At 72.8% G+C, this 22,080-nt stretch carries 12 protein-coding genes; 7 read left to right on the plus strand and 5 right to left on the minus strand.

The features are described from left to right. The first annotated feature begins 1 nt into the window (after position 1). The 6 genes from AB0M08_RS11705 (at position 2) to AB0M08_RS11730 (ending at position 12,735) form a co-directional block, all read left to right on the plus strand. Positions 2-883: a carbohydrate ABC transporter permease gene (locus tag AB0M08_RS11705; protein WP_364491768.1), complete on the plus strand. Its 882-nt coding sequence runs from the start codon at positions 2-4 to the stop codon at positions 881-883. A 26-nt stretch (positions 884-909) separates the two neighbouring features. Beyond that, positions 910-2,772 (plus strand): phosphatase PAP2 family protein, encoded by a 1,863-nt coding sequence (locus AB0M08_RS11710; protein WP_364491770.1) that lies wholly within the window; start codon positions 910-912, stop codon positions 2,770-2,772. Between the two features lie 6 nt (positions 2,773-2,778). Further along, positions 2,779-3,909 carry a Gfo/Idh/MocA family oxidoreductase gene (locus AB0M08_RS11715; RefSeq protein WP_364491772.1) on the plus strand — a complete coding sequence of 377 codons (1,131 nt, stop codon included), beginning with the start codon at positions 2,779-2,781 and terminating at the stop codon, positions 3,907-3,909. Beyond that, positions 3,906-8,054 (plus strand): glycoside hydrolase family 38 C-terminal domain-containing protein, encoded by a 4,149-nt coding sequence (locus AB0M08_RS11720; protein WP_364491774.1) that lies wholly within the window; start codon positions 3,906-3,908, stop codon positions 8,052-8,054. The genes AB0M08_RS11715 and AB0M08_RS11720 overlap by 4 nt, the downstream gene beginning before the upstream one ends. Before the next feature lie 677 nt (positions 8,055-8,731). Further along, positions 8,732-10,765 carry an ATP-binding protein gene (locus AB0M08_RS11725; protein WP_364491776.1) on the plus strand — a complete coding sequence of 678 codons (2,034 nt, stop codon included), beginning with the start codon at positions 8,732-8,734 and terminating at the stop codon, positions 10,763-10,765. Then, complete coding sequence (locus tag AB0M08_RS11730; protein ID WP_364491778.1) at positions 10,765-12,735, plus strand: hypothetical protein; 1,971 nt, start codon at positions 10,765-10,767, stop codon at positions 12,733-12,735. Before AB0M08_RS11725 ends, AB0M08_RS11730 begins: the two co-directional genes overlap by 1 nt. On the opposite strand, the gene AB0M08_RS11735 is transcribed toward AB0M08_RS11730, so the two are convergent. After that, a complete protein-coding gene (locus AB0M08_RS11735; protein ID WP_364491780.1) occupies positions 12,657-13,568 on the minus strand; it encodes a DMT family transporter in 912 nt (303 codons plus the stop codon). The genes AB0M08_RS11730 and AB0M08_RS11735 overlap by 79 nt on opposite strands. Before the next feature lie 72 nt (positions 13,569-13,640). On the opposite strand from AB0M08_RS11735, the gene AB0M08_RS11740 reads away from it, so the two are divergent. Then, positions 13,641-14,546: a LysR family transcriptional regulator gene (locus AB0M08_RS11740; protein WP_364491782.1), complete on the plus strand. Its 906-nt coding sequence runs from the start codon at positions 13,641-13,643 to the stop codon at positions 14,544-14,546. Positions 14,547-14,600: 54 nt separating this feature from the next. Here the strand turns inward: AB0M08_RS11740 and AB0M08_RS11745 are convergent, their stop codons facing one another. The 4 genes from AB0M08_RS11745 to AB0M08_RS11760 all read right to left on the minus strand — a co-directional run bounded on the left by AB0M08_RS11745 (position 14,601) and on the right by AB0M08_RS11760 (position 22,019). Next, a complete protein-coding gene (locus AB0M08_RS11745) occupies positions 14,601-15,218 on the minus strand; it encodes a hypothetical protein (RefSeq protein ID WP_364491784.1) in 618 nt (205 codons plus the stop codon). A 144-nt stretch (positions 15,219-15,362) separates the two neighbouring features. Continuing rightward, positions 15,363-16,715 (minus strand): DUF2786 domain-containing protein, encoded by a 1,353-nt coding sequence (locus tag AB0M08_RS11750; RefSeq protein WP_364491786.1) that lies wholly within the window; start codon positions 16,713-16,715, stop codon positions 15,363-15,365. A gap of 37 nt (positions 16,716-16,752) precedes the next feature. Next, complete coding sequence (locus tag AB0M08_RS11755) at positions 16,753-19,947, minus strand: DEAD/DEAH box helicase (RefSeq protein WP_364491788.1); 3,195 nt, start codon at positions 19,945-19,947, stop codon at positions 16,753-16,755. Positions 19,948-20,102: 155 nt separating this feature from the next. Continuing rightward, on the minus strand, positions 20,103-22,019 hold the full coding sequence (locus AB0M08_RS11760) for a DUF2075 domain-containing protein (RefSeq protein ID WP_364491790.1): 1,917 nt from the start codon (positions 22,017-22,019) through the stop codon (positions 20,103-20,105). Positions 22,020-22,080 lie beyond the last annotated feature (61 nt).

Here is a 22,080-nt window from a genome sequence, read left to right on the forward strand (position 1 = left end):
CATGGCCGTCGACACCAAGCCGCCCGCCCTGCGCCGCTCCCGGAAGAAGGCGGGCGCCCGCAGCGGCGACCTGCTCCGCGCGGTCACCTCGAGCACCGTCATGTGGGTGCTGGTCGTGATCTACGCGCTGCCGACCCTCTGGTTCGTGGTCAGCTCCTTCAAGTCGGCCGGTGAGCTCTTCACCTATCCGCTGACCTTCTGGCCCAAGCACTTCACCATCGACGGCTACGTCAAGGCCTGGACCCAGTTCGACTTCGCGCAGTACTTCATCAACACGCTGATCGTGGCGGTCTCCGCGACCGTGCTCACCGTGGTGGCCAGCGCCATGGCCGGGTACGCCCTGGCGAAGTACCAGAGCTGGTGGCTGAAGATCTTCGCGGTCTGCATCCTGGCCACCACCATGCTGCCCGGCGAGACCATCCTCGCCCCGCTCTTCCTGGTGGTCCGCAACCTCGGCCTCTACAACAGCCTCAGCGGTGTGGTGGTGCCCGCGGTGATCACCGCGACCGGCACGTTCATGTTCCGCCAGTTCTTCCTGACCGCCCCAAACGACCTGCTCGAAGCGGCCCGGATCGACGGCTCCGGCGAGTTCTCCACGTTCCTGCGGATCATGCTGCCGCTGGCCCGGCCCATCATCCTCACGCTCGCCATCTTCTCGTTCCAGTGGCGCTGGAACGACTACCTCTGGCCGCTGATCATCCTGAACGACCCGAACCAGTTCACCCTCCAGATCGGCGTCGCCAGCATCATCGGCGCGAACAACGTCAACTGGTCGGTGCTGCTCGGCGCGTCGGTGCTCTCCATGGTCCCGCTCGTCGCGATCTATCTGGTCTTCCAGAAGTACGTGATGAGCGCCGACATGAACGCCGGCCTCAAGGACTGACCCCCCACCCCGAAAGCAAGGAAGAGATGACGAGTCGCCGCACCTTCCTGTTCGCCTCCGCCGGTGTCGTCGCCGGGCCCGCCGTCGCCCCGCTCCTCGGCGGCCTCGGCAGCCCGGCGCTGGCCGCCACCGCCCTGGACTTCGTCGACGATTACCAGACGAACCTGACCACCAACCTCACCGTCGACACCAACGCCGTGGTCCGGATCCTCTCCGGGGTCCAGAAGATCTGGCACACCGGCGACGCCTGGAACACCGGCACCCCGGTGAACGCCGCGGTGCTCCGCGCCAACGTCCGGTTCTGCGAGACCCGGACCGCGTCGCGCACCGAGGCGCAGGCCCGCCGGGCGTTCCTCGTCGACCGGCAGCACCAGAGCTACTCGACCATCGCCGGCCTCGGCCCGCTCGCCGACGTCTACAAGGCGGGCGCGCTCGCCGTCACCGGCGTCACCGAGGCCCCGGACGGCGTGCCGGCCACCACGATCAGCGACGCGGTGCCGGCCGGCGCCCCGGCCGGCTCGGCGATCGGCGCCGGCTCCACCACGTCGGCGCTGGGCCAGGTCGCCACCCTGGTCAACACGGTGCGCGGCAACTACTCCTCGGGCAACCCGGCCAAGTACGCGGTGCAGTACCCGCGGCCGTGGCGGATGAACGACGCCTCGCAGGTCGTCGACACCGGGGTCCTGGACGACCTGGGCTACCCGGTCTACGACTCCAAGGTCGTGGTCGTCACCCAGCTGCTGCGCCAGCGGAGCCTGGTCCCGGCCGAGGACGGCGGCTTCCCCAGCGGCCACACCAACGCCCTCTTCCTGGCCGCGCTCTCCTACGCGTACGCCATCCCGGAGCGCTTCCAGGAGCTGGTCGCCTGCGCGTTCGACCTGGCCGACACCCGGATCACCGCGGGCATGCACTCGCCGGTCGACGTGGTCAGCGGCCGGATCATGGCCACCGCGCTGGCCGCGGCCATCCTCAACGACCCGGCCAACGCCACCCTCAAGGCCGCCGCCCGGGCGCAGGCCGCGTCGTACCTCCAGGCGCAGACCGGCACCACCGCCGACACCCTCTACGCGTACGCGCACAGCGCCGGTACGTCCACCGACGCGTACGCCGACCGCGCCGCCAACCGTCGGCAGGTCACCCCGCACCTGACCTACATCCTGCCGCGCACCGGCAAGGACAGCGCGCTGACCGTGCCCAAGGGCGCCGAGGTGCTGCTGGAGACCCGGCAGCCCTACCTCAGCGCCGACCAGCGCCGGGCCGTGCTGCGCAGCACCGCGCTCCCCGCCGGCTACGCGCTGATCGACGGCCCGGAGCAGTGGGGACGGCTCGACCTGTTCACCGCGGCCGACGGCTACGGCTCCTTCGAGGCCGACGTCGACGTCACGCTGGACGCGTCCGCGGGTGGTTTCGCCGGGTCGGACACCTGGCGCAACGACATCGACGGCCGGGGCGGGCTTACCCTGCGCGGCACCGGCACGCTCGGCCTGACCGGCGACAACACCTTCCGGGGTGGGGTCCGGGTGCTCGGCGGCACGCTGACCGCCGGGTCGTCCGGCGCGCTCGGCCACGGCGACGTCGAGGTGGCCGGTGGCGAGCTGCGGCTCACCCACGCGGCCGAGGTCCGCGGCGACTACCGGCAGAGCGGCGGCGAGCTCACCACCAGCGTGTACAAGGGCAAGGCGAGCGCGCTGAAGGTCGCCGGTACCGTCGAGATCGGCAAGGGCGCCGCCCTGGAGATCTCCGCCGACGGCCACTGCGACCTGATCACGGTGCTCAGCGGCAAGCGGGTGTCCGGGAAGTTCAGCACGGTCACCGTCACCAACCCCGGCTACCGCGCCGAGGCCGTCTACACCCGCACCGCGGTTCTGGTCCGGGTCACGCGAGGCTGAGAGAACATGGCACCACAGCACGGGGGACCGCTCCGCACCGTCCTGGTCGGGGCACACGGGCACGGCCGGGGACACCTGGAACGGCTCGCAGAACTGCACGGCGAGGGGCGGCTCCGGTTCACCGGGGTCGCCGACCCGCGCCCGCTCGACGCCGAACAGCGCGCGCTCGCCGGCGACGCGGCGTACGGGCCGGACGCGGTCGCGCTGATCGAGGCGACCCGGCCCGACCTGGTCGTGCTGGTCACGCCGGTGCACACGCACGTGGCGCTCGCCGAGGCGGCGATGCGTTCCGGCGCGCACCTGCTGCTGGAGAAGCCGCCCGCGCCCACCCTGGACGGGCTCGACCGGCTGCTGCGCGTGCAGCGGGAGACCGGCCGGACCGTCCAGGTCGGGTTCCAGGCGTTCGGGTCCGGCGCGGTCACCGAGCTGCGCCGCCGGATCGCCGACGGGGTGCTCGGCGAGATCCACGCGATCGGCGGCACCGGGCTCTGGTGGCGCGGCGAGGCGTACTGGAGCCGGGCCGGCTGGGCCGGGCGCCGGGAACTGGGCGGGACCCCGGTCAACGACGGGGCGCTGACCAACCCGTTCGCGCACGCGGTCGCCCTCGCGCTGCGGCTGGACGGCTCCGGCGGCGGCGAGTCCGTCCGCCGGGTCGAGCTGGACACCTACCGCACCCGGGCGGCCGAGGCGCACGACACCGCGAGCGCCCGGATCCTGACCGCGCGCGGCACCACCGCGACCATCGCCACCACGCTCTGCGCCGAGCACGAGTCCGACCCGGTCGTCACCGTGTACGGCAGCCGGGACAGCGCGGAGCTCTACTACACCGAGGACCGGCTGGTCACCGCGGCCGGCGAAACCCGGCACGGCCGCGCCGACCTGCTGGACAATCTCCTGGACCACCTCGCCGACCCGGCCGTCGAGCTGCTGGTGCCGCTCGCCGACACGCTCGGCTTCACCCAGATCGCCGAGGCGGTCCGGCTCTCCCCGCCACCACTGACGGTCGCGCAGGACGAACTCACCGACCTGGGCGAGATCACCCGGCGGGCCGCCGCGACCGGCCGACTCTACAGCGAGACCGGGGCTCCCTGGGCCCGCGCCGAACCGTTCACCTGGACACCTGAGGAATCTGCATGAGGATCGCCGCGATCGAGGACACCGACCTGTTCCTGGGGCCGGACGCGGCGCCCCGGCAGGTCGTGCGGGTCACGCTCACCACGGCGACCCCGACGGGCCCCGTGCGCCTGCGGGTGGAGGGCCCGACCGTACGTACCCCCGAAGCAAGCGCAACCGGCCCCCTCGCCGCCGGTGAGGAACGGGTCGTCGAAGTCGGCGTGCACGTCGCCGCGCCCGCCTCCGAGGGGTCGGTGCACCGGATCACGGTGATCGCGGAGAGCGAGACCGGGCGGGTCACCGCCGAGGGACGGCTGCGCGCCGCGGCGACCGGCTGGACCATGTGGATGATCTCGCACTTCCACTACGACCCGGTCTGGTGGAACACCCAGCGCGGCTTCACCGAGGTGTGGCAGCAACTGCCGGACGTGCCGAAGGCCGACAAGCTGCGGCCGGCGTTCGTCCGGACCGCTTTCGATCTGGTACGCGCGCACCTGGACGCGGCCCGGCTCGACGAGGACTACCGCTTCGTGCTCGCCGAGATCGACTACCTGAAGCCCTACTGGGACGTCTACCCCGAGGACCGCGACGACATGCGGCGGATGCTGCGTGAGGGCCGGGTCGAGCTGGTCGGCGGCATGTACAACGAGCCGAACACCAACCTCACCCACCCCGAGTCGACCATCCGGAACACCGCGCTCGGCGTCGCCTACCAGCGCGACGTGCTCGGCGGCGACCCGCAGAGCGCCTGGATGCTGGACGTCTTCGGGCACGACCCGGCCTTCCCCGGGCTGATGGCCGACGCCGGGCTCACCTCCAGCTCGTGGGCGCGCGGGCCGTTCCACCACATCGGCGCCAAGCGGCACACCGGCGACATCGAGCGGATGCAGTTCCCCAGCGAGTTCGAGTGGATCTCGCCGACCGGGCGGGGCGTGCTGACCGCGTACATGGCCAACCACTACGTGGCCGGCTGGGACGTGGAGCGCAAGTCCACCCTCGACGAGGCGATGGCGGAGGCGTACGCGCAGTACCGCGAGCTGAAGAAGGTCTCCGCCACCAGGAACGCGATGCTGCCGGTCGGGCACGACCACAACATCCCGTCGAAGTGGTGCACCGAGATCCACCGCGAGTGGCCGAAGCGCTACGCGTGGCCGAAGTTCCGGATGGGCCTGCCGCGGGACTTCTTCGACGCGGTGCGCGCGGAGAACGTGCCGCTCTCGCCGCAGACCCGGGACATGAACCCGGTCTACACCGGCAAGGACGTCTCCTACATCGACACCAAGCAGGCGCAGCGGGCGATCGAGACCGTGGTGCTCGACGCGGAGCGGCTCGGCACGCTCGCCGGCCTCTTCGGAACGGCGTACCCGGCCGACGCGCTGGAGAAGGCGTGGCGGCTGCTGGCCTACGGAGCCCACCACGACGCGGTCACCGGGACCGAATCGGATCAGGTGTACCTGGACCTGCTCGCGGGCTGGCGGGAGGCGTACGAGATCGGCGCGTCCGCCCGCCGGGGTGCGATCGAGGGCCTCGCCGCGGCCGTCGACACCGCGGGGGAGGGGCGCGCGGTGCTGGTCACCAACTCCCTCTCCTGGGAGCGCGACGGCATCGCCCGGGTCTCGCTCACCTACCCGGCCCCCGGCCCGTCGTCCGTCACCGTCCTCGACGAGACCGGCACGGTCCTCCCGTCGGTGGTCGAGGGTGCGGTGCGGCACCCGGACGGCACGCTCGCCGCGATCACCCTCGCGGTGGCGGGCCAGGCGGTGCCCGCGCTCGGCTACCGCGTCTGGCGGGTCGTCGAGGCCACGGCGGCGTCCCCGGAATGGGTGCGGGCCGATGGCCCGGCCGTCATCCGCAACGAGGTCTTCGAGGTACGCGCGGCCTCCAGCGGCGCGCTGACCAGCATCGTCGACCTCCGCAGCGGCCGTGAACTGCTCCGCCCCGGCGGGGTCGGCGGCGAGATCGTCGTGCAGGACGAGTACGCGGACCACCCGTTCTGGGGCGAGGGCCCGTGGCACCTGCTCCCCAAGGGGCCCGGCGTCACCCCGGACGGCGGGTCGGTCCGCGCCGAGTCGTCCGCCGCGGGCAGCCGCCTGGTCAGCACGGTCACCCTCGACGAGCTCACCATCACCCGCGAGGTCATCCTCTGGCACGGATCCGGCAACCTCGACTTCCGTACGCACGTGGACGGCTCGATCGGACAGGACCGCCTGCTGCGGGTCCGGTTCGACCTCGACCTGCCCGGTGCACTACCGGTCTCCGACGTCGGCTTCGCCGCGATCGGCCGCTCGTTCGGCTTCCCCGAGCTGGACGCCGCCGAGAGCCTCTGGACGCTGGACAACCCGGCGCACACCTGGGCCGGCCTCTCCGCCACCGCCCGCCTGCGCCTGGGCGGGCCTGCCGCCGACGGCTCCTCTTCCGCGGCCGGCTCTTCTCCGGACGCCGCCGGCTCTTCTCCGGACGCCGCCGGCTCTTCTCCGGACGCCGCCGGTGACCGGGAGATCGCCATCGGTGTCGCCGAGGTGATCGGCGACGGGGAGACCCGGGAACTGCTCGTCGCCCTCGCCCGGCAGGGTGTCACGGCGACCAGCACCAAACCCGGCGGGCAGCGGTACGGCTCCCTCGACGGCGACTCCAACCTTCCCGACGTACGCATCCTGATCGGCTCGCTGGACGAGATCGAGGCGCCCGCCACCGGCTGGATCCTGCTGCCCGCGACACGGCCGCGCGCCGAGGTCTGGGAGCCGGACGCCGACCTTCGCGGGATGCGCGACCTGCCGCTGCTGGTCGTCGCCCCGGACGCGGTGGACGCGCTCATCGCCGACCTGGCCGACGCGGTCGTCGAGGTCACCGGCGTCGTCGGCGAGCTGCGGGAACCGGCCTTCACCGGGTACTCCGCCGCGCTGGTCAACCACGGCACGCCCGGCTTCGTGGCGAGCCACGACGGCAGCCTCTACCTCTCCCTGATGCGGGCCTGCTCCGGCTGGCCCAGCGGCGTCTGGATCGACGGCCCGCAGCGGTTCACCCCGGACGGCGCCGGGTTCGCGCTGCAACACTGGAGCCACACGTTCCGGTACAGCCTGGTCGCGGGCGACGGCGACTGGCGCCGGGCCGGTTTCGTCCGCGCCGGTCAGGAACTCAACCACCCGCTGACCGCCTCGCCGGTCGCGTCCACCGGCGGCGAGCTGCCGTCCCGGGCCAGCCTCGGCGCGGTGGAGCCGTCGACCGTGGTGCTCACCGCGCTCAAGCCCCGCCCCGCCGGTGGCGTCGCGGTCCGCGTCTACGAGTCGACCGGCGCCCCGGCCACCGCCCGGATCAGCCTGCACGGCGGCCTCGCCGAGCCGGTCACCACGAACGTCCTGGAGGAGCCGCACCCCGGCGGTTCGGCGGAGCCGCACCACGGCGGCGCTCCGCGGGCCGGTGCCGACGGTGCCGACGTGGTGCTCGCGATCGCCCCCGCCGATGTGGTCACGGTGGCCGCCCGCCCGTCCGTGCCGGTCGCGCCGGTCTTCCTGGCGGAGCCGGTCCAGCCGGTCTTCACCCGGTACTGGATGCACAACAAGGGCCCGGCGCCGCTCGGCGACATGCCGGTCAGCGTGCACGTCGACCCGTCCACCTTCCGGATCACCCTCGCCTCCTCGACGGCCGCGCACGCCGGCACCCTGGAGATCGAGACCCCGGACGGCGTCACGTCCGTCGAGTACTCCCTGGCGGCGGGCGGACACCGCTTCGTCGAGCCGCCGGTGACCGGCCGCCCGGCGTACGTGTCGGCCCGCATCCGCGACCCGTACGGCCAGATCCTGGAGGACACCGCCCTCGGCGCCGAGCAGCCGGCCCTGGTGGCGTCGCTCGCCCCGGCCGCGGTGACGGTGGCCCCCGGTGCGTCCGCCGTGCTCACGCTGCACGTGCAGAACCCGGCCGGCATCCCGGTGCGGGGCGAGGCGCAGCTCCTGACCCCGTTCGGTACGTGGGGCGACACCTCCGACGACCTGTCGGCGGGCCCGTGGATCCAGGGCTACGCACTACCCCCGGGCGAATCCACCACACTGGAGTTCACGGTGACCGCTCCGGCCCACGCCCGCCCGGGCGCCCGGTGGTGGGCCCTGGCCCGCCTGGCCGCCCTCGGCAACGTCACCTACACCGCCACGATCCCGCTCGCCGTGGAGGCGTGAGGTTCCGGCCGGTCGGCCGGCGTGGTTCCCGGGTGGCGGGCGCGCCGGCTGGGCGGCATGTGCGCACGAACGGCGCCCCCGGAAGTCGCGCTACGGGCGTATCCGGGAGAGCCGGACGAGGGGCTGGTCGTGGAAGGTGACCGGGGGCATCGGAACCTCGGGCTTTCGGAGCGGGGGCAGGGCGGCGGGGAGCAGGGTGACGCCGGTCCAGCCCGCTCTCGGGGGTGTCCGGTTCTCCACCGTCGGGTGGGGAGCGGCAGCGGGCTGGGCCGGCGGGATCAGGGGGAGCCGCCGGGGTGAGGGAGCGCGGCGCCGCGGATCGGGGGGTTCACGGCGAGCATGGTCGGACACCGGAGTGCTCACCGGGCAGCCCATTCACTGCTCACGTCCGGTCATCCGCTGTTATCCGCCGGAGTAGCGGTTTTCGGCGGCCCTCTCCTTGCGTTCTTTTCTGATTACCAAGAGTGATGGTGCTTGTCGCGCCAAGGTCACGGGATCATGCCAAACGTGCCGTTCGAGCACGGAAAGTGCCGTCGGCATCGAGCATCCTGAACGTATGCCGGGCGTCACCCGTTGCATCGGCGTGACGTCGGTTAGCCGACTCCGCGGGAATGCGAATCGGCGCCCGGCGAGTGGGAAGATCACCTTGATGAACGGCGATGCATTGCGGGGACTGCGTGAATAGCACGATCGGCGCCGAACCGGTCAGGGAGACGCTGGCGGACCGATTGCGGCGGGTACGCGCCGCCACCTTCGCGGGCCGCGACGAGGAGATCGCGCTGTTCCGGTCGGCCCTGCACCGCGACGGGCCGGTCTGCGGCTTCGCGGTGCTCTACATCTGGGGTGCCGGCGGCGTCGGCAAGTCCGCGCTGCTGCGCCGGCTCGGCGACGAGGCGGAGGCCGCCGGCCGGGTGGTGGTCCGGGTCGACGCGCACTCCATCGAACGCTCGCCGGCCGGGTTCGCCGAGGCCACCGGGGAGGCCCGGAAGCCCGGGCGGATCCTGCTGATCGACACCTTCGAGGCCGGCCAGGGCCTGGAGGGCTGGTTCTGGGACGACTTCCTGCCCGGGCTGCCCGCCGACACACTGGTCGTGGTCGCCAGCCGTCATCAGCCCGACCCCACCCGCAGCCGGGACCCGGAGTGGTCGACCGCGGTGCACGTGCTCCGCCTCGGCGAGCTGTCCCGGGCGGACGCGGCCGAGTTGCTGCGCCGCCGCGGCGTGCCGGCCTCGCTCGGCGAGTCGCTCTACGCGTTCGCCGGCGGTCACCCGCTCGCGCTGGTGCTCGCCGCCGAGGTGGCCGGGCGCAACGCCGCCGACGTCGGCCACTGGCCGCCGCACGAGCCGGCCATCAAGATGCTGCTCGACCGGCTCGTCGGCGACCTGCCCTCGGCCGGGCACCGCCGCGCGCTGGAGATCTGCGCGCACGTGATGGTCACCCGTGAGGACCTGCTGCGCTCGATCTTCGGCGAGCGGGGCGCCGAGCTCTTCGCCTGGCTCCGCGAGCAGCCGTTCATCGAGGCGGGACGGCACGGCCTGCGCCCGCACGAGCTGGTCCGCGACCTGCTCATCGCCGATCTGCGGTGGCGGGACCCGGAGGAGTGGCGGGAGCTGCAGAAACAGGTCCGGCCGTACTTCGTGGAGCGGGCGCTCACCGCCACCGGCCCGGACATGCTCACCCATGTGGCGGCCCTGAAGTACCTGCACCGGTACGGCGACACGCTGGCCCGGTTCATCACCTGGCGCGGGCGCGGCGAGGTGTACGAGGACGCGTACCGGCCGGAGGACCGGGACGCCGTGCTGCGGATGGCCGGGGAACTGGACGGCCCGGAGGGCGCGACGCTGGTCGACTTCTGGCTGCGGCGGCAACCGGAGGCGTTCCGGGTCTGCCGGCGCCCGGGCTTCGAGGAGCCGGTCGCGTACGTCTGCTGGCTGCGGCTGTACCACCCGGACACGCTGGAGAACGCGACCGACCCGGTGATCGGCGACGTCTGGGCCCACGTGCTGGAGACCGCCCCGCCGCGGCCCGGCACCAAGGTCGCGGTGCAGCGGTTCATCAACGTCCGTGGCGGCGAGCCCGAGGTGGAGCCGCTCAGCGACCTGCTCTTCATGCGCGGCGCGGCGCTCTGCATGCGGGAACCGGACCTGGCCTGGACGTACCTGCTGATGCCGAACCCGGACTTCTGGGAGGCGGCGTTCGACTACCTCGGCCACGTCCGGCTGACCGGCGACCTCGCGGCGGCGTTCGCGCACGACTGGCAGGCGATCCCGGTACGCCCGTGGCTGGACACCCTGCAGGAGCGGCTGCTGCACGGCCCGAACGCGCCGTCGTACCGCCCGGCCGCCACGGTGCCGTCCCGCCCCGACTTCGAGCGCGCCGTCCGTGACCTGCTGCGCACCTGGCGGCACCGGCCGTCGGTGGAGGCGAACCCGTTGATCAACACGGCGCTCGGCGGCGAGGGCCCGCTGGCCGACCGGGTGGAGGCGCTGCGCGGCGCGGTGGAGGAGGCGGTCGACGCCATGCAGGGCACCGCCCGCGGCGACAAACTGCACCGTACGCTGGCCGTCACGTTCTTCCACGGCACCCTGACCCAGGAGGCCGCGGCCGAGCGGATCGGCGTCGCGTTCGGCACGTACCGTCATCGCCTGGCGGCCGCGATCGACGAGGTCGCCGAGGAACTCTGGCAGCGGGCGACGGGTGTGAGCGGCTGATGTTCGCGGGGCGATGGGCGGAGTCGAAGCGTTTCCGCGCGGCCCTGGACGAGGAGCCGGGCTCGCGGCCGGTGCACTTCCTGCACGGCCCGCCCGGCAGTGGCAAGTCCGCCCTGCTGCGCGCCTATGCCGCCACCGCCCGCGCGGCCGGCCGTACGGTGGTGATGCTGGACGGCCACACACTCGACCCGGGCGCGTTCCGGGCCGCGGCCGCGCGGGTGCTCGACGAGCCGGCCGGTGTGCTGCTGGTCGACGCGTTCGACCGCTGCCAGGGGCTAGAGGGCTGGCTCTGGGAGCGGTTCCTCCCCACACTCCCGGTCGGCGCGGTCGCGGTGATCGCCGGGCGGACCGCCCCCGACCCCCGCTGGACGACCGAGCCCGGCTGGGACGGGCTGGCGCAGGTCACCGTGCTCGGGCCGCTCCCGCCGGCGGAGGCCGCCGCGTACCTGGACGCCCACCGGGTGCCGCCGGAGCAGGCGGAGCTGGTGCTGGCGCTCTCCGGCGGGCACCCGCTGACCCTGGCGCTGGCCACCGCGCTGGCGCTGCGCGGGCTCTTCGTCACCCCGGCCGGCGAGCCGCACCCGGACGCGGTACGGATGCTGTCGCGGCAGCTCATCGGGCACGTGCCGTCCGACCGGCACCGCGCCGCGCTGGAGGTGTGCGCGCACGCGCGGGTCACCACCGAGCCGTTGCTGCGGGCCGTCGTGGGGGACGACGCGCCCGCGCTGTTCGGGTGGTTGCGGGAACAGCCGTACCTGGAGACGACCGGCGCCGGGCTGGTGCCGCACGAAGCCGTACGGGAGACCCTGGAAGTCGATCTTCGGTCGCGGAGCCCGCAGGGCTATGCGGCCCTGCACGGACGGCTGCGGGACCACCTGTTCGCGCGGCTGCGGACCGCTCCGCCGGCCGAGCACTTCGGGGCGGTCGGTGACCTGCTCTACCTCTTCCGGCGTGACCCGTTCTTCGCGCACGCCACCGACTGGCAGGTCACCGGCCGGGTCACCGAGATGTCGTACCGCCCCGCGCACGTGGCCGACGTGCTCCGGCTCGCGGCCACCACCGGCGACGAGGACCCGGGCGTGGTGGCGTTCTGGCTGGACCGGCAGCCCGAGGCGTTCCGGGTGTACGCCGACACCCGCACCGGCGAGGTCACCGGCTTCGGCGCCTGGCTGCGGCTCACCGACGGCGAGGGGCTGGAGAAGGGCGATCCGGCGGCGGCCGCGGCGTGGGAGCACGTCCGGGCCACCGACCCGCTGCACCCCGGCGAGCACATCGGGATCGCCCGGTTCTCCGTCGCCGACCGGGTGCACCGGCAGCCCTCGGCGGCGCTCACCCTGATCCGGTGGCGGTCGTTCGCCGAGATCGCCCGCGCGGAACGGCTCGCCTGGTCCTGCGCCGTGCACCGCGACGACGGCCGGTGGGACACGCACCTGGCGAACGCCGACCTCACCCCGGTCGCCGAGCGCCCCAGGATCGGCCGGCACCGGTACGCGATCTTCGGGCACGACTGGCGTACCCGGACACCCGCGAGCTGGCTCCGGGCCCGCAGCGAGACCATGCTCTCCGGCCGCCCCCGCCCCGGACGGAGCGGACCGGCCGCCACCGGCCGCGCGTCGATCTCCCGCCGGGAGTTCGACGCCGCGCTGCGCGACGCCCTGCAGGGGATGCAGCAGCGCCAGTCACTGGCCGGGAACCCGCTGCTGCGGACCCGGCTCGCCGTCGCCGACGGCCGGGATCTGGGCGACATCCTGCGCACCGCCGCCGAGGCCCTCCGGCAGGACCGCGGCGGCGAGAACCGGTATCGCGCCGTCGTGGCCACGTACCTCAAGGGCGCGCCGACGCAGAAGGCCGCAGCCGAGCGCCTGGGTCTGCCCTTCGGCACCTACCGCCGTCACCTGGCCGCCGGCGTCGAGGCCCTGAGCGACCACCTCTGGCGCTCCGAGGTGCGGTCCAGCGCCTCCACCCGCTGACCCGTGTACGTGCCGATCAGGACCAGGGTGATGCCGGCGATCGAGAGGGCCGTCAGGTGCTCGCCGCCGAGACCGACACCGATCAGCACCGCCCAGACCGGCTCGGTGCCGAGCAGCAGGCTGGCACGGGCGGCCGAGGTCCGGCGTACCGCGAAGAGCTGGACCAGGAACGCGAAGACGCTGCAGCCGAGGGCCAGGTAGAGCGCGCCCAGCCACTGCCCGGCCGAGTAGTCCGCGACCGCCGGGACCAGCGCCGGCCCGGCAGCCACCCCGAAGATCACGGCGCCGGTCACGGTCTGCAGCGTGGTCAGCGTGACCGTGTCGTAGTCCCGCCCCCGGGTCAGGCGCGCCGAGCACGTCACGTGGACGGCCCGGACCACCGCCGCCGCCAGCATCAGCGCGTCACCGGCCGAGGGACGCACCCAGCCAGGCCCGGCGACCAGCAGCGCCACGCCCGCGGTGGCGAGCAGCGCCGCCCCGAAGAACCGCGGCGGCAGCAGTCGCCGCCGGGCGATCCCCTCCAGCACCGGCGTGAGCAGGATGGTCAGGCTGATCAGCACCCCGGCGTTGGTCGCGCTGGTGAGCGAGACACCGTACGTCTCCAGCACCAGGACGGCCGACTGGGTGCACCCGAGGAAGAGCCCGACGGCGAGCTCCCGCCTGCCCGGACGTCCGCTTCTGATCACGGTGACCGGCAGCAGCGCCGCCGCCGAGAGCAGGAAGCGCATCGCCAGCACGACCAGGACGCCCCCGGCCACGACCATGCTCTTCGCCGCCAGATAACTGCTACCCCAGATCACCGCGACCGCGAGCAGGAGGAGGTCTGTTCTCACGCCGAAGAGCTTGCGATCGTACGATCCGGTAGACAAGACGGCATGTGTTGAATCAACGATGTAGTGGGGCTAATGGATCCGCATCACCTGAGACTGTTGCGCGAGCTCGGCGACCGGGGCAGCGTCGCCGCCGTCGCCCGCGCGCTGCACATCACCCCGTCCGCGGTGTCCCAGCAGCTGAACACCCTGCAGCGCTCCTCCCGCGTCCCGCTCACCGAGCGCCGCGGCCGCCGCCTCGCCCTGACCGACGCGGGCCGTGCCCTCGCCACCGCCGCCGTCGACGTGATGACCGCTCTGGATCGCGCTTCCCGGGCCGTCGGCGAATACCTCGACGACCCGGCCGCACCGGTGTCGGTGGCCGCCTTCAACAGCGCCGCCCTGGCGATGTTCGCCCCGCTGGTCGCCCGGCTGGCCGCGTCCGGCGGCCCGCGGGTCCACCTCTGCGACCAGGACGTCACGCAGGCCGACTTCCCGGCCCTGGCCGCCGACTTCGACCTGGTCCTGGCCCACCGCCCGGCACACAGCCCACCATGGCCGGCCGACCGGGTCACCGTGCTGCCCCTGCTCCACGAGCCGCTGTACGTCGCGATGCCGGCGGCTCACCCCCTGGCCGCCGCACCCTCGCTCTCCGTCTCCGACATCAGCGACGAGCCGTGGATCTCGGTACAGGAGGGATTCCCGGTCGCCGCGTCGCTGACCGCCGTCGTGGCGGCGGCGGGCCGCCCGCTGAACATCCTCCACCGCATCAACGAGTTCACGGTGGCCGCCTCCCTGGTCGCGTCCGGCGCGGCGCTGGCCCTGCTGCCGGGCTACACGACACCACCGGACCCGAGGCTGGTCCTGCGCCCACTGGCAGACGTCCCGGCCAGCCGCCACATCGACATCCTGACCCGCCCGGAGTCCCTGCACCGCACCGCGGTCCGCACGGTCGCCGACACCCTGCGCGCCATCGCCACCGACCTGGCGGCGCCCCGGTAACCGTGGCCTCTTACCGACCGTCCTCCTCGGCGGTCGGTGGGATGGTGGTGGCTCTCATCGCCGGTCGGACCAGCGGGCCTCGGCGGCTTCGCGGAGGGTGCCGGCGGTGCGGGTCGTCGGAGTCGACGGGTGAGTGGTGGTGCCCCGGAAGCGGTGCAGCAGTTCGGTACGGGCGCCCGGACCGTCGTCGTGCAGGAGACGGAGCAGCGCGGCATCCTTGTCGGACTCGGGCAGAGCCTTCACCCACCGGGCCAGGGCTGCCTTGGAGGGTGCCTTCCGCGCCGGCAGCGGAGCGCTCGCCGAAGCCGCCACAGCCAGCAGGTCATCGTCGAGGCGCAGGAACTCGGTGAGGGCGCGCAGCGGACGCGGCAGCGTCTTCAGGCCGGCCGGGACGGGTGGCTCCGGTACGTCGTCCTCGTGTTCCACGTGCTGGACGGTGAGCAGCCAGGCCAGGTACAGCAGCCGCTGGTCGCCCGCGGCCAGTGACTCCCGGACCGGAACGATCGCCGCCAGCCGGTCCTCGGATTCGGGCCAGTCCTCGTCGCCGCCCTCAATCTCGCTGCTCAGATCGATGATCGTGTGGGTGCTGGTCGCCCAGGACGCGGCGGATTCGCCGTCACAGAACGCCGCGGTGGTCTCCGGATGCAGCGAGGTGCGGGGCAGGCGCAGCATGACGCGCCGGCTGCCCCAGTTCGCCAGGTACAGGTGCGCGTGCGGAGCGCATCGGCGCTGACCGGGCTCCGGAGCAGGTATGCCGTCTCTGTCATCGATTCGCCCGCACGTCCACCCCCAGGGGCGTACCGGAAGAGCTGTTCCTCATCCCTGGTCCGGGGTGAGCTGGTCGCGGCCGTGCAGGACGGCGTGGTCGGCGGCGGCGCGGCCGGAGGCCCAGCCCTCGCGGTTGTTGACGGTGGCCGAGACCTGCCGCAGGTCGGGGAACTGCTCGGTGACGGCGTCGCGGACCGCGTCGGAGCGCGCGGCGAGCACCGGCAGCAGCGCGGGGCCCGCGGTCGACGCCGCCGCCTGTTCGGCCTCCTCGGAGACCGCGGCGAGCCGCTCGCCGATGCGGTGCGCGTACGAGGTCAGGAAGGACTGCCGGAAGGAGCGGGTGGTGTTGCGGCCGTGCCGGTCGGTGTGGCTGCCGGCGCCGGTCATCGTGCGCGTCGCCTGCACGAGCAGCGAGGTGAACAGCAGCTCGGTGGCGTCCAGGTCCGCGGCGAAACCGACGACGGCGACCAGGCCGAACCGTTTCATCCAGACCGTGTGGCAACTGTTGGCCTCGGCCACCACCTGCAGGAGCAGAGATTTCGGGATCTCGTACGGGTTGTCGACGGCGACCCGCCGGGTGCCCGGACGGTCGCGGTCGCCCTCGCCCGCCGCCGCCAGCAGCGCGTGGTCGATCCGGTGGCGGGTCATCAGCACCTGGGCCTTCGCGGTGTACGCCTCGGCCTCCTCGGGGAAGTCGGTGGACTCCGCCTTGGCGAGCAGTGCCCGGACCCGGTCCAGCAGCCGCTGATCGAGATCTCCCGCGGTGGCCGGCGCCGGGCGGCCGGTGCCCGGCATCGGCAGCACCGGTGCGACCTGGTGCAGGGTCAGAAGCAGGTACAGCACCTCGATCGCGGTCCGGACCGCCACGCCCCGGTCGGCGCCGTGCCGCTTCGCCCACTCGTCCACGAAGTGATCGTCGTGCCGCCACCACACGCGGGCGCCGAGCGCGTCGAGCTGGGCCAGCCAGCGCGCGTCGACGGAGGCCGCCGGGTACTCCCGCATCCGCGCGGCCATCGCGTCGGCGACGAGCGCGCCGTGCCGTGCGGTGTGTTCCCGGCGTACCGTCCGGGCGATCTCCGACGGCTGCCAGCCGCGCCGCCAGGCCTGGTCGACCTCCCACAGCAGCCCCGTGAACAGCCGCCGGTTCACCACCTGGAGCCCGGCGGCGCCACCCGGCCCGGCGGCCAGCCGATCGACGCAGCGGTCGACCGTGCTCCCCGCGTCCTGGCCGAGGGCGTGGATCGCCTCGTCGATCAGCGCCTCGACGACCTGATGCTGGTCCGGGACGCGCGGCGCGCCGAAGAGGCCGAAGGGGTCACCGGGCTCGCCGGAGCGCCGGCGCCGGGCGGCCCCCTCGGCCTTCCGCTTGGCCTTGTGCCGTTCGCGGCTGTTCTTGCCCACCGGATCGTGCTCCGTTCATCAGGTCGGGGCGGCTGCCTCAGTCGAGGAGGGACCGGATGTCGGCGGCGGTCAGCGACGTCGAGGAGAAGTCGCCGCCGTCGAGCAGTGAGGTGAAGAGCTCGGCCTTTCGCGCCTGGAGCGCCATCACCTTCTCCTCGATGGTGTCCCGGGCGACCATGCGGTAGACCATCACGTTGCGGGTCTGGCCGATGCGGTGGACGCGGTCGACGGCCTGGGCCTCGGCGGCCGGGTTCCACCACGGGTCGAGCAGGATGCAGTAGTCGGCCTCGGTCAGGTTCAGGCCGAAACCGCCGGCCTTGAGACTCACCAGGAAGACCGGGGCGGCGCCGGCCTTGAAGTCGGCGATCACGTGCGTACGGTCAGAGGTCTGGCCGTCCAGGTAGGAGCAGGCGACGCCGGCGGCCTCCAGTCGCGTGCGTGCCGCGGTCAGGAACCGGGTGAACTGGCTGAAGACCAGGATGCGGTGGCCCTCCGCGACGATGTCGGTGACCCGGTCGACGAGGGTGTCCAGCTTGGTCGACGGGATCGCCGCGTGCTGCGGGTCGACCAGGCTCACGTCGAGGCTGGCCTGACGGAGCAGGGTCAGCGAGCGGAAGATCTCGAACCGGTTCTTCTGCAGGTCGCCGAGGAGACCGAGGACCTTCTGGCGTTCGCGCTGCAGATAGATCTGGTAGACCCGGCGGTGCCGGGGGTTGAGCTCGACATCGAGGACCTGCTCCTGCTTGGGCGGGAGCTCGGCGGCGACCTCCTGCTTGCGCCGCCGCAGCATCAGCGGGCGGATCCGGCGCCGTAGGTGGGCGAGCCGGTCCTGGTCACGTTCGCGTTCGATCGGGCGGCGGTAGTAGTCGGCGAACCGGTCGTTGCGGGCGAGCAGACCGGGCGCGGTGATCGAGAAGAGCGCCCAGAGGTCGTCGAGGCTGTTCTCCATCGGGGTGCCGGTCACGGCCAGCTTGAAGTCGGTGGGCAGCTGCTTGGCGCACCGGTAGCCCTGCGAGGAGGGGTTCTTGACGAACTGTGCCTCGTCCAGGATCAGACCGGCCCAGGGCAGGGCGGCGTACTCCTGGTACTCCAGGCGGAACAGGGTGTACGACGTGACGACGAGATGGGCGCCGGCGACCGTCTCGGCGAGGGTGCCGCGGCGGCGGGCGCGGGTCTGCTGGACCGGCGTCACGGTCAGGCCGGGGGCGAAACGGGCGGCCTCGGCGGCCCAGTTGCCGACCACGCTCGCCGGGGCGACGACCAGGAACGGCGCGTCGGTGAGCCTCTCCTCGACGGCGTGGCAGATCAGGGCCAGCGTCTGCAGGGTCTTGCCGAGGCCCATGTCGTCGGCGAGGATCCCGCCGAGGCGGTGCCGGTAACGGGTGGCGAGCCACCGGAAACCCTCGGCCTGGTATCCGCGCAGCGTCGCGTCCCATCCAGCGGGGAGCGGGCTGGACTGTTCTTGATCAGTGGCGGTGAGCGTACCCAGGGAACTGAGCCAGGCGGACGCCTTGCCGGTGACCGTGCCCACCTCGGTCAGGTCCTGAAGGACGGCTGCCTGGAAGCGGCCGACGCGCACGGCGCCGGACGGGGTGTCGTGCAGGGCGCGCGACTCGACGATCAGGTCGTGCAGCCGGCGGAGCTCGGGTTGGTCGAGCGCGAAATAGCGGCCGCTCGGCAGGATCAGGAACTCCTGCTCCTCGGCGAGCGCGACGAAGAGCTGCTGAAAGTCGACCTGCTCGCCGCCGACGGTCACCCGGACCGCGAGATCGAACCAGTCCCGCTGCCCGCCGTCACCGCTCGTCTCGAAGAGCACCTCCGGCGAGCCGGTCTCCTCGACGTACTCCGTGTCGTCGAGCCACAACTCGACCGCGACGTCGGGGATCTCGGCGAGCCGGGGGAGCACATCGCGGAGCAGCCGGATCATGGCGTCACCGGCAAGGAGCGTTTCGCCGCGCAGACGCGGACCGTCTTGTCCGGTCTCGATCAGCGCGCTCCGTTCCTCGGCCAAGAGGCCGGTCACCGCCTGGAGCGTGCGCGCCCGGCTTCCTCTGGGCGCGACGGCGCTGAACGGCTCCCGGTGCTCGTCGTCGCCGAGCGGGATCACCCAGTCCCAGAGAACCGCCAGGCGGTGCCCGGGCAACCGGCGCCCGGTCAGCGTCAGCGTCGCCCGGTCGAGATCCGGCAGCGTGACCGCGTCGCTGACCACGACGACCTCGGCGGTGCGGGCCAGACCCGGGTAGTACTGCCGGAGAAACGCCTGCTCCTGGTCGGCGGGGACGACGATCGGCGGCGCGGCGAGAGCCAGCGCGGCCTCGGCACCGACCCTCTTGCGGGTACGCGCCAGCCGCAGCGAACGATGACCCGGCTCCCACCAGGCGACGCCGTGCGCCGGATCGCCGATCAGGAGCATGCTCGCCGGATCGATGACGATCGCGCCGTCGGTGAGGACCGGCCGCAGCACCAGGCCGTCGTCGTCGCGGTCGGCCTGCACGGTGAACCGGAACGACTCGGCATGCAGGATCACCGGCTCCGCGGGCCGGCCGGTGTTCACCAGCGGCAGCCCGGCGTCGCGGGCCTCGGCGAGGATGTCCCAGACCCGGTGGTTACGGATCTCGTCCAGGTGGATGACCCGGGGAGCGTAGCCGTAGTGCGCGTTGTGGGCCAGCGCGTAGATCTCCTGCAACAGGGCGGCCTGCTGCCGGGTACGTTTGGCCCAGCCGCGGTTACCGTAGCTCAGCGACTGCCAGTTCATGCTGCGTGACCAGCCGGTACGCCCCGGCACGACGGGCCGGATCGCGAGCCGCCGGGTTCCGGGCTCGACCTCGAACTGCAGCGCGAGCGAGGGCCCGGCATCGTCTCGCCGGTTCGGCTCGCCGTCATCGCCGTCATCACCGATCAGCGAGGTGAGGGCGGTCTCCCAGGAGCGGGGGAGCGGCCGCAGCCCGGCGGCGAGAAGCACGGCGACCACGTGGTAACAGTCGGGTGCCCAGCGGCACGAGCAGGTACCCTCGACACCCTTGACCGCACCGTCCGGCCCGACCACCGGGCGGGCGCTGACCGTCCCGATGACGCGCCCCCGGAGCCGCCCGGCGGCGGTCTGCCCGGTGACGTCCCAGCCGGCCTCGAAGACCTCGTCGAGCGCGACGATGGCCCGGGCGGCGGCGAACGCCGTGACCCCGACCGCCTCGCAGATCGCGGCTTCCTCCCCGGTCAGAACGAATCGCGCCACGGATGCCTCCCAGACCGGTTGCCGGAAGAGTACCGACCCCCAGGGAAGCAGCGGCCGGGACGTCATCCGATCGAGCGATGTCAAGGTTAGGAGACGGCGACCCCCGGATCGGGGTTATCCACAGGCGCGGTTGTTCCGGGAGCTGACGGCGCCGGTCAGGGGACCGTGCCGTCGGCGGACGCGTAGACGGTCTCCGGTTTCCGGCGGACGTGGACGAGGCCGGTGAGGAAGTCGCGGGTCTCGGGATCGGCCGAGTAGACGACGGTGCCGCGCATGCCACGGGTCAACAGGACCTTGTAGGTGTTGCGGATCAGGCGGTCGGCCTCGGCATCGGGGGTGGTCCTGCGGAACGCCGGATCCCGGCACTCGTCGCGACGGGTGACGAGACGGCCGTCGCGGGCGACCAGGTCGGGACCGAGGATGACGCCGGACCATTCGTACTCGAAACCCTGCGCGGTGTAGACGCAGCCGACCTGACCGAAACCGTTCGGGTCGGTCGCCCAGAACGCACTGCCGGGGGCGTTGCCGACGCTCCGTTCGCTCTTGACGTTCCAGGGCCGTGCCCAGTCACCGATGTGGACGTCGTCGACGAGGGTGCCGTCGGGGCGCGGGTCGCTCCACGGCCAGCAGTATCCGGCGGTGATCCGGGCCGTCTCGCCCGCCGCCTGCCGCGTGGCGAGGAAGGACTCCATCTCCCGGGGCGAGCCTGCGACGCGCAGGTCGAAGCGGCCGTCGCCCTCCCAGACCGCCGGCTTGCCGCCGCCGAGGCCGAGAAGGTCGAGGACCCACTGCTCGTACGTCTCGCTGCCACCGCACCGGAACTGGTCGTGCAGCGGGATCACCTCGACGTCGAGGCCGCGCTGTCGGGCGTACGCGATGATGATCTCGACGTTGCCCTGTTCACCGGGCTTGACCACCTGGTGCTCGTCGAGCAGGAAGACCGGCACCCGGGCGGCCGCGACCAGTTCTTCGAGCTGTGTCCGGGCGCTCTGGCGCTGGGCTGCCCGGGTGAACCGGTTGACCGACGTCTCCCGGATCCGGTGCGCCTCGTCGCAGATCAGCACGTCGATGCCGTTGCGCTCGGCGGTCATGAAGCTGTTGAAGTAGAGGAACATGCTCTGGATCCGCCGGGATCCCTTGCCCGCATACCGGCGCAGGGTCTGGGTGAACGACCGGGAACCGGTGGCGTGCAGTGCGGCGCGGCCCTGGCGGGCGAGTTCGCCGAGCAGGCTGAGGGCGATCACGCTCTTGCCGCTGCCGGGGCCGCCGGAGACCACTACGATCCGCTTGCTGTCCGCGGCCCGGGCGGCCTCGACGGCGTGCATCACCGACTCGTACGCGATCCGCTGCTCGTCCAGCAGGACGAAGTGTGTGCGGTCCTGGAGCTCGGCCGCGGCGTACGTCAGGAGACGTCGGCTGGGCCGTACCGCGCTGTGCAGAAAACGGTCAGCCGCGCCGGCGCCGGGCTGCGACCCGTCGAGCGATGCCCGCAGGTGGTCGAGGAACGCGGCCCGCCGGTCCATGGTGAACAGTCGGCTCTGTTCGGTGGCCGGGCGATCGAAGAGCCCGGCCACGTCCCGGTCGGCGGCGTTGTGCAGGTAGGCCACGCCGCGGACGGTGTTGCGACTCTCGGCGAACAGGCCGAGGAAGTCGATCAGATACTGGCAGTAGTCCTCGACCTGGACGGCGGGGTGCAGGTGGCGCGGCCGGGGTGAGCCCGGGACGTCGACGAGGGTGGCCGAGTCCTCGTACGGATCCGCCCGGGACCACTGTTTGAGCTCGACGACGACGAACGAATCGGCGCCGGTCCGCGGATGCAGCCCGGCGAGGATCACGTCGACGCGGCGGCTGGTCAGCGGAAGCTGGTACTCGATCAGCACCTCGACATCGTGCAGTCCGGCGTCGGCGAGATCCTGGGCGAGCACGGCGAGGCTGCGTTCCCAGGACCTGCGTTCGGCCGGGGCGGCACCGTAGCCCCTGGTCATGCGTACCTGCTCGTCCACCCGGTCGACCAGGGTGCCGTCGGAGGCGAGACGAAGGAGACCGGCCGCGGACACGCGGAACGCCGACATGGACTGTTGCCCCCGGGCAGCACGAAATGATCGTGCGGATGGGAGGCATGTCCACGTACCG

Source organism: Actinoplanes sp. NPDC051851 (genome assembly GCF_040681165.1).
Classification (GTDB): Bacteria; Actinomycetota; Actinomycetes; order Mycobacteriales; family Micromonosporaceae; genus Actinoplanes.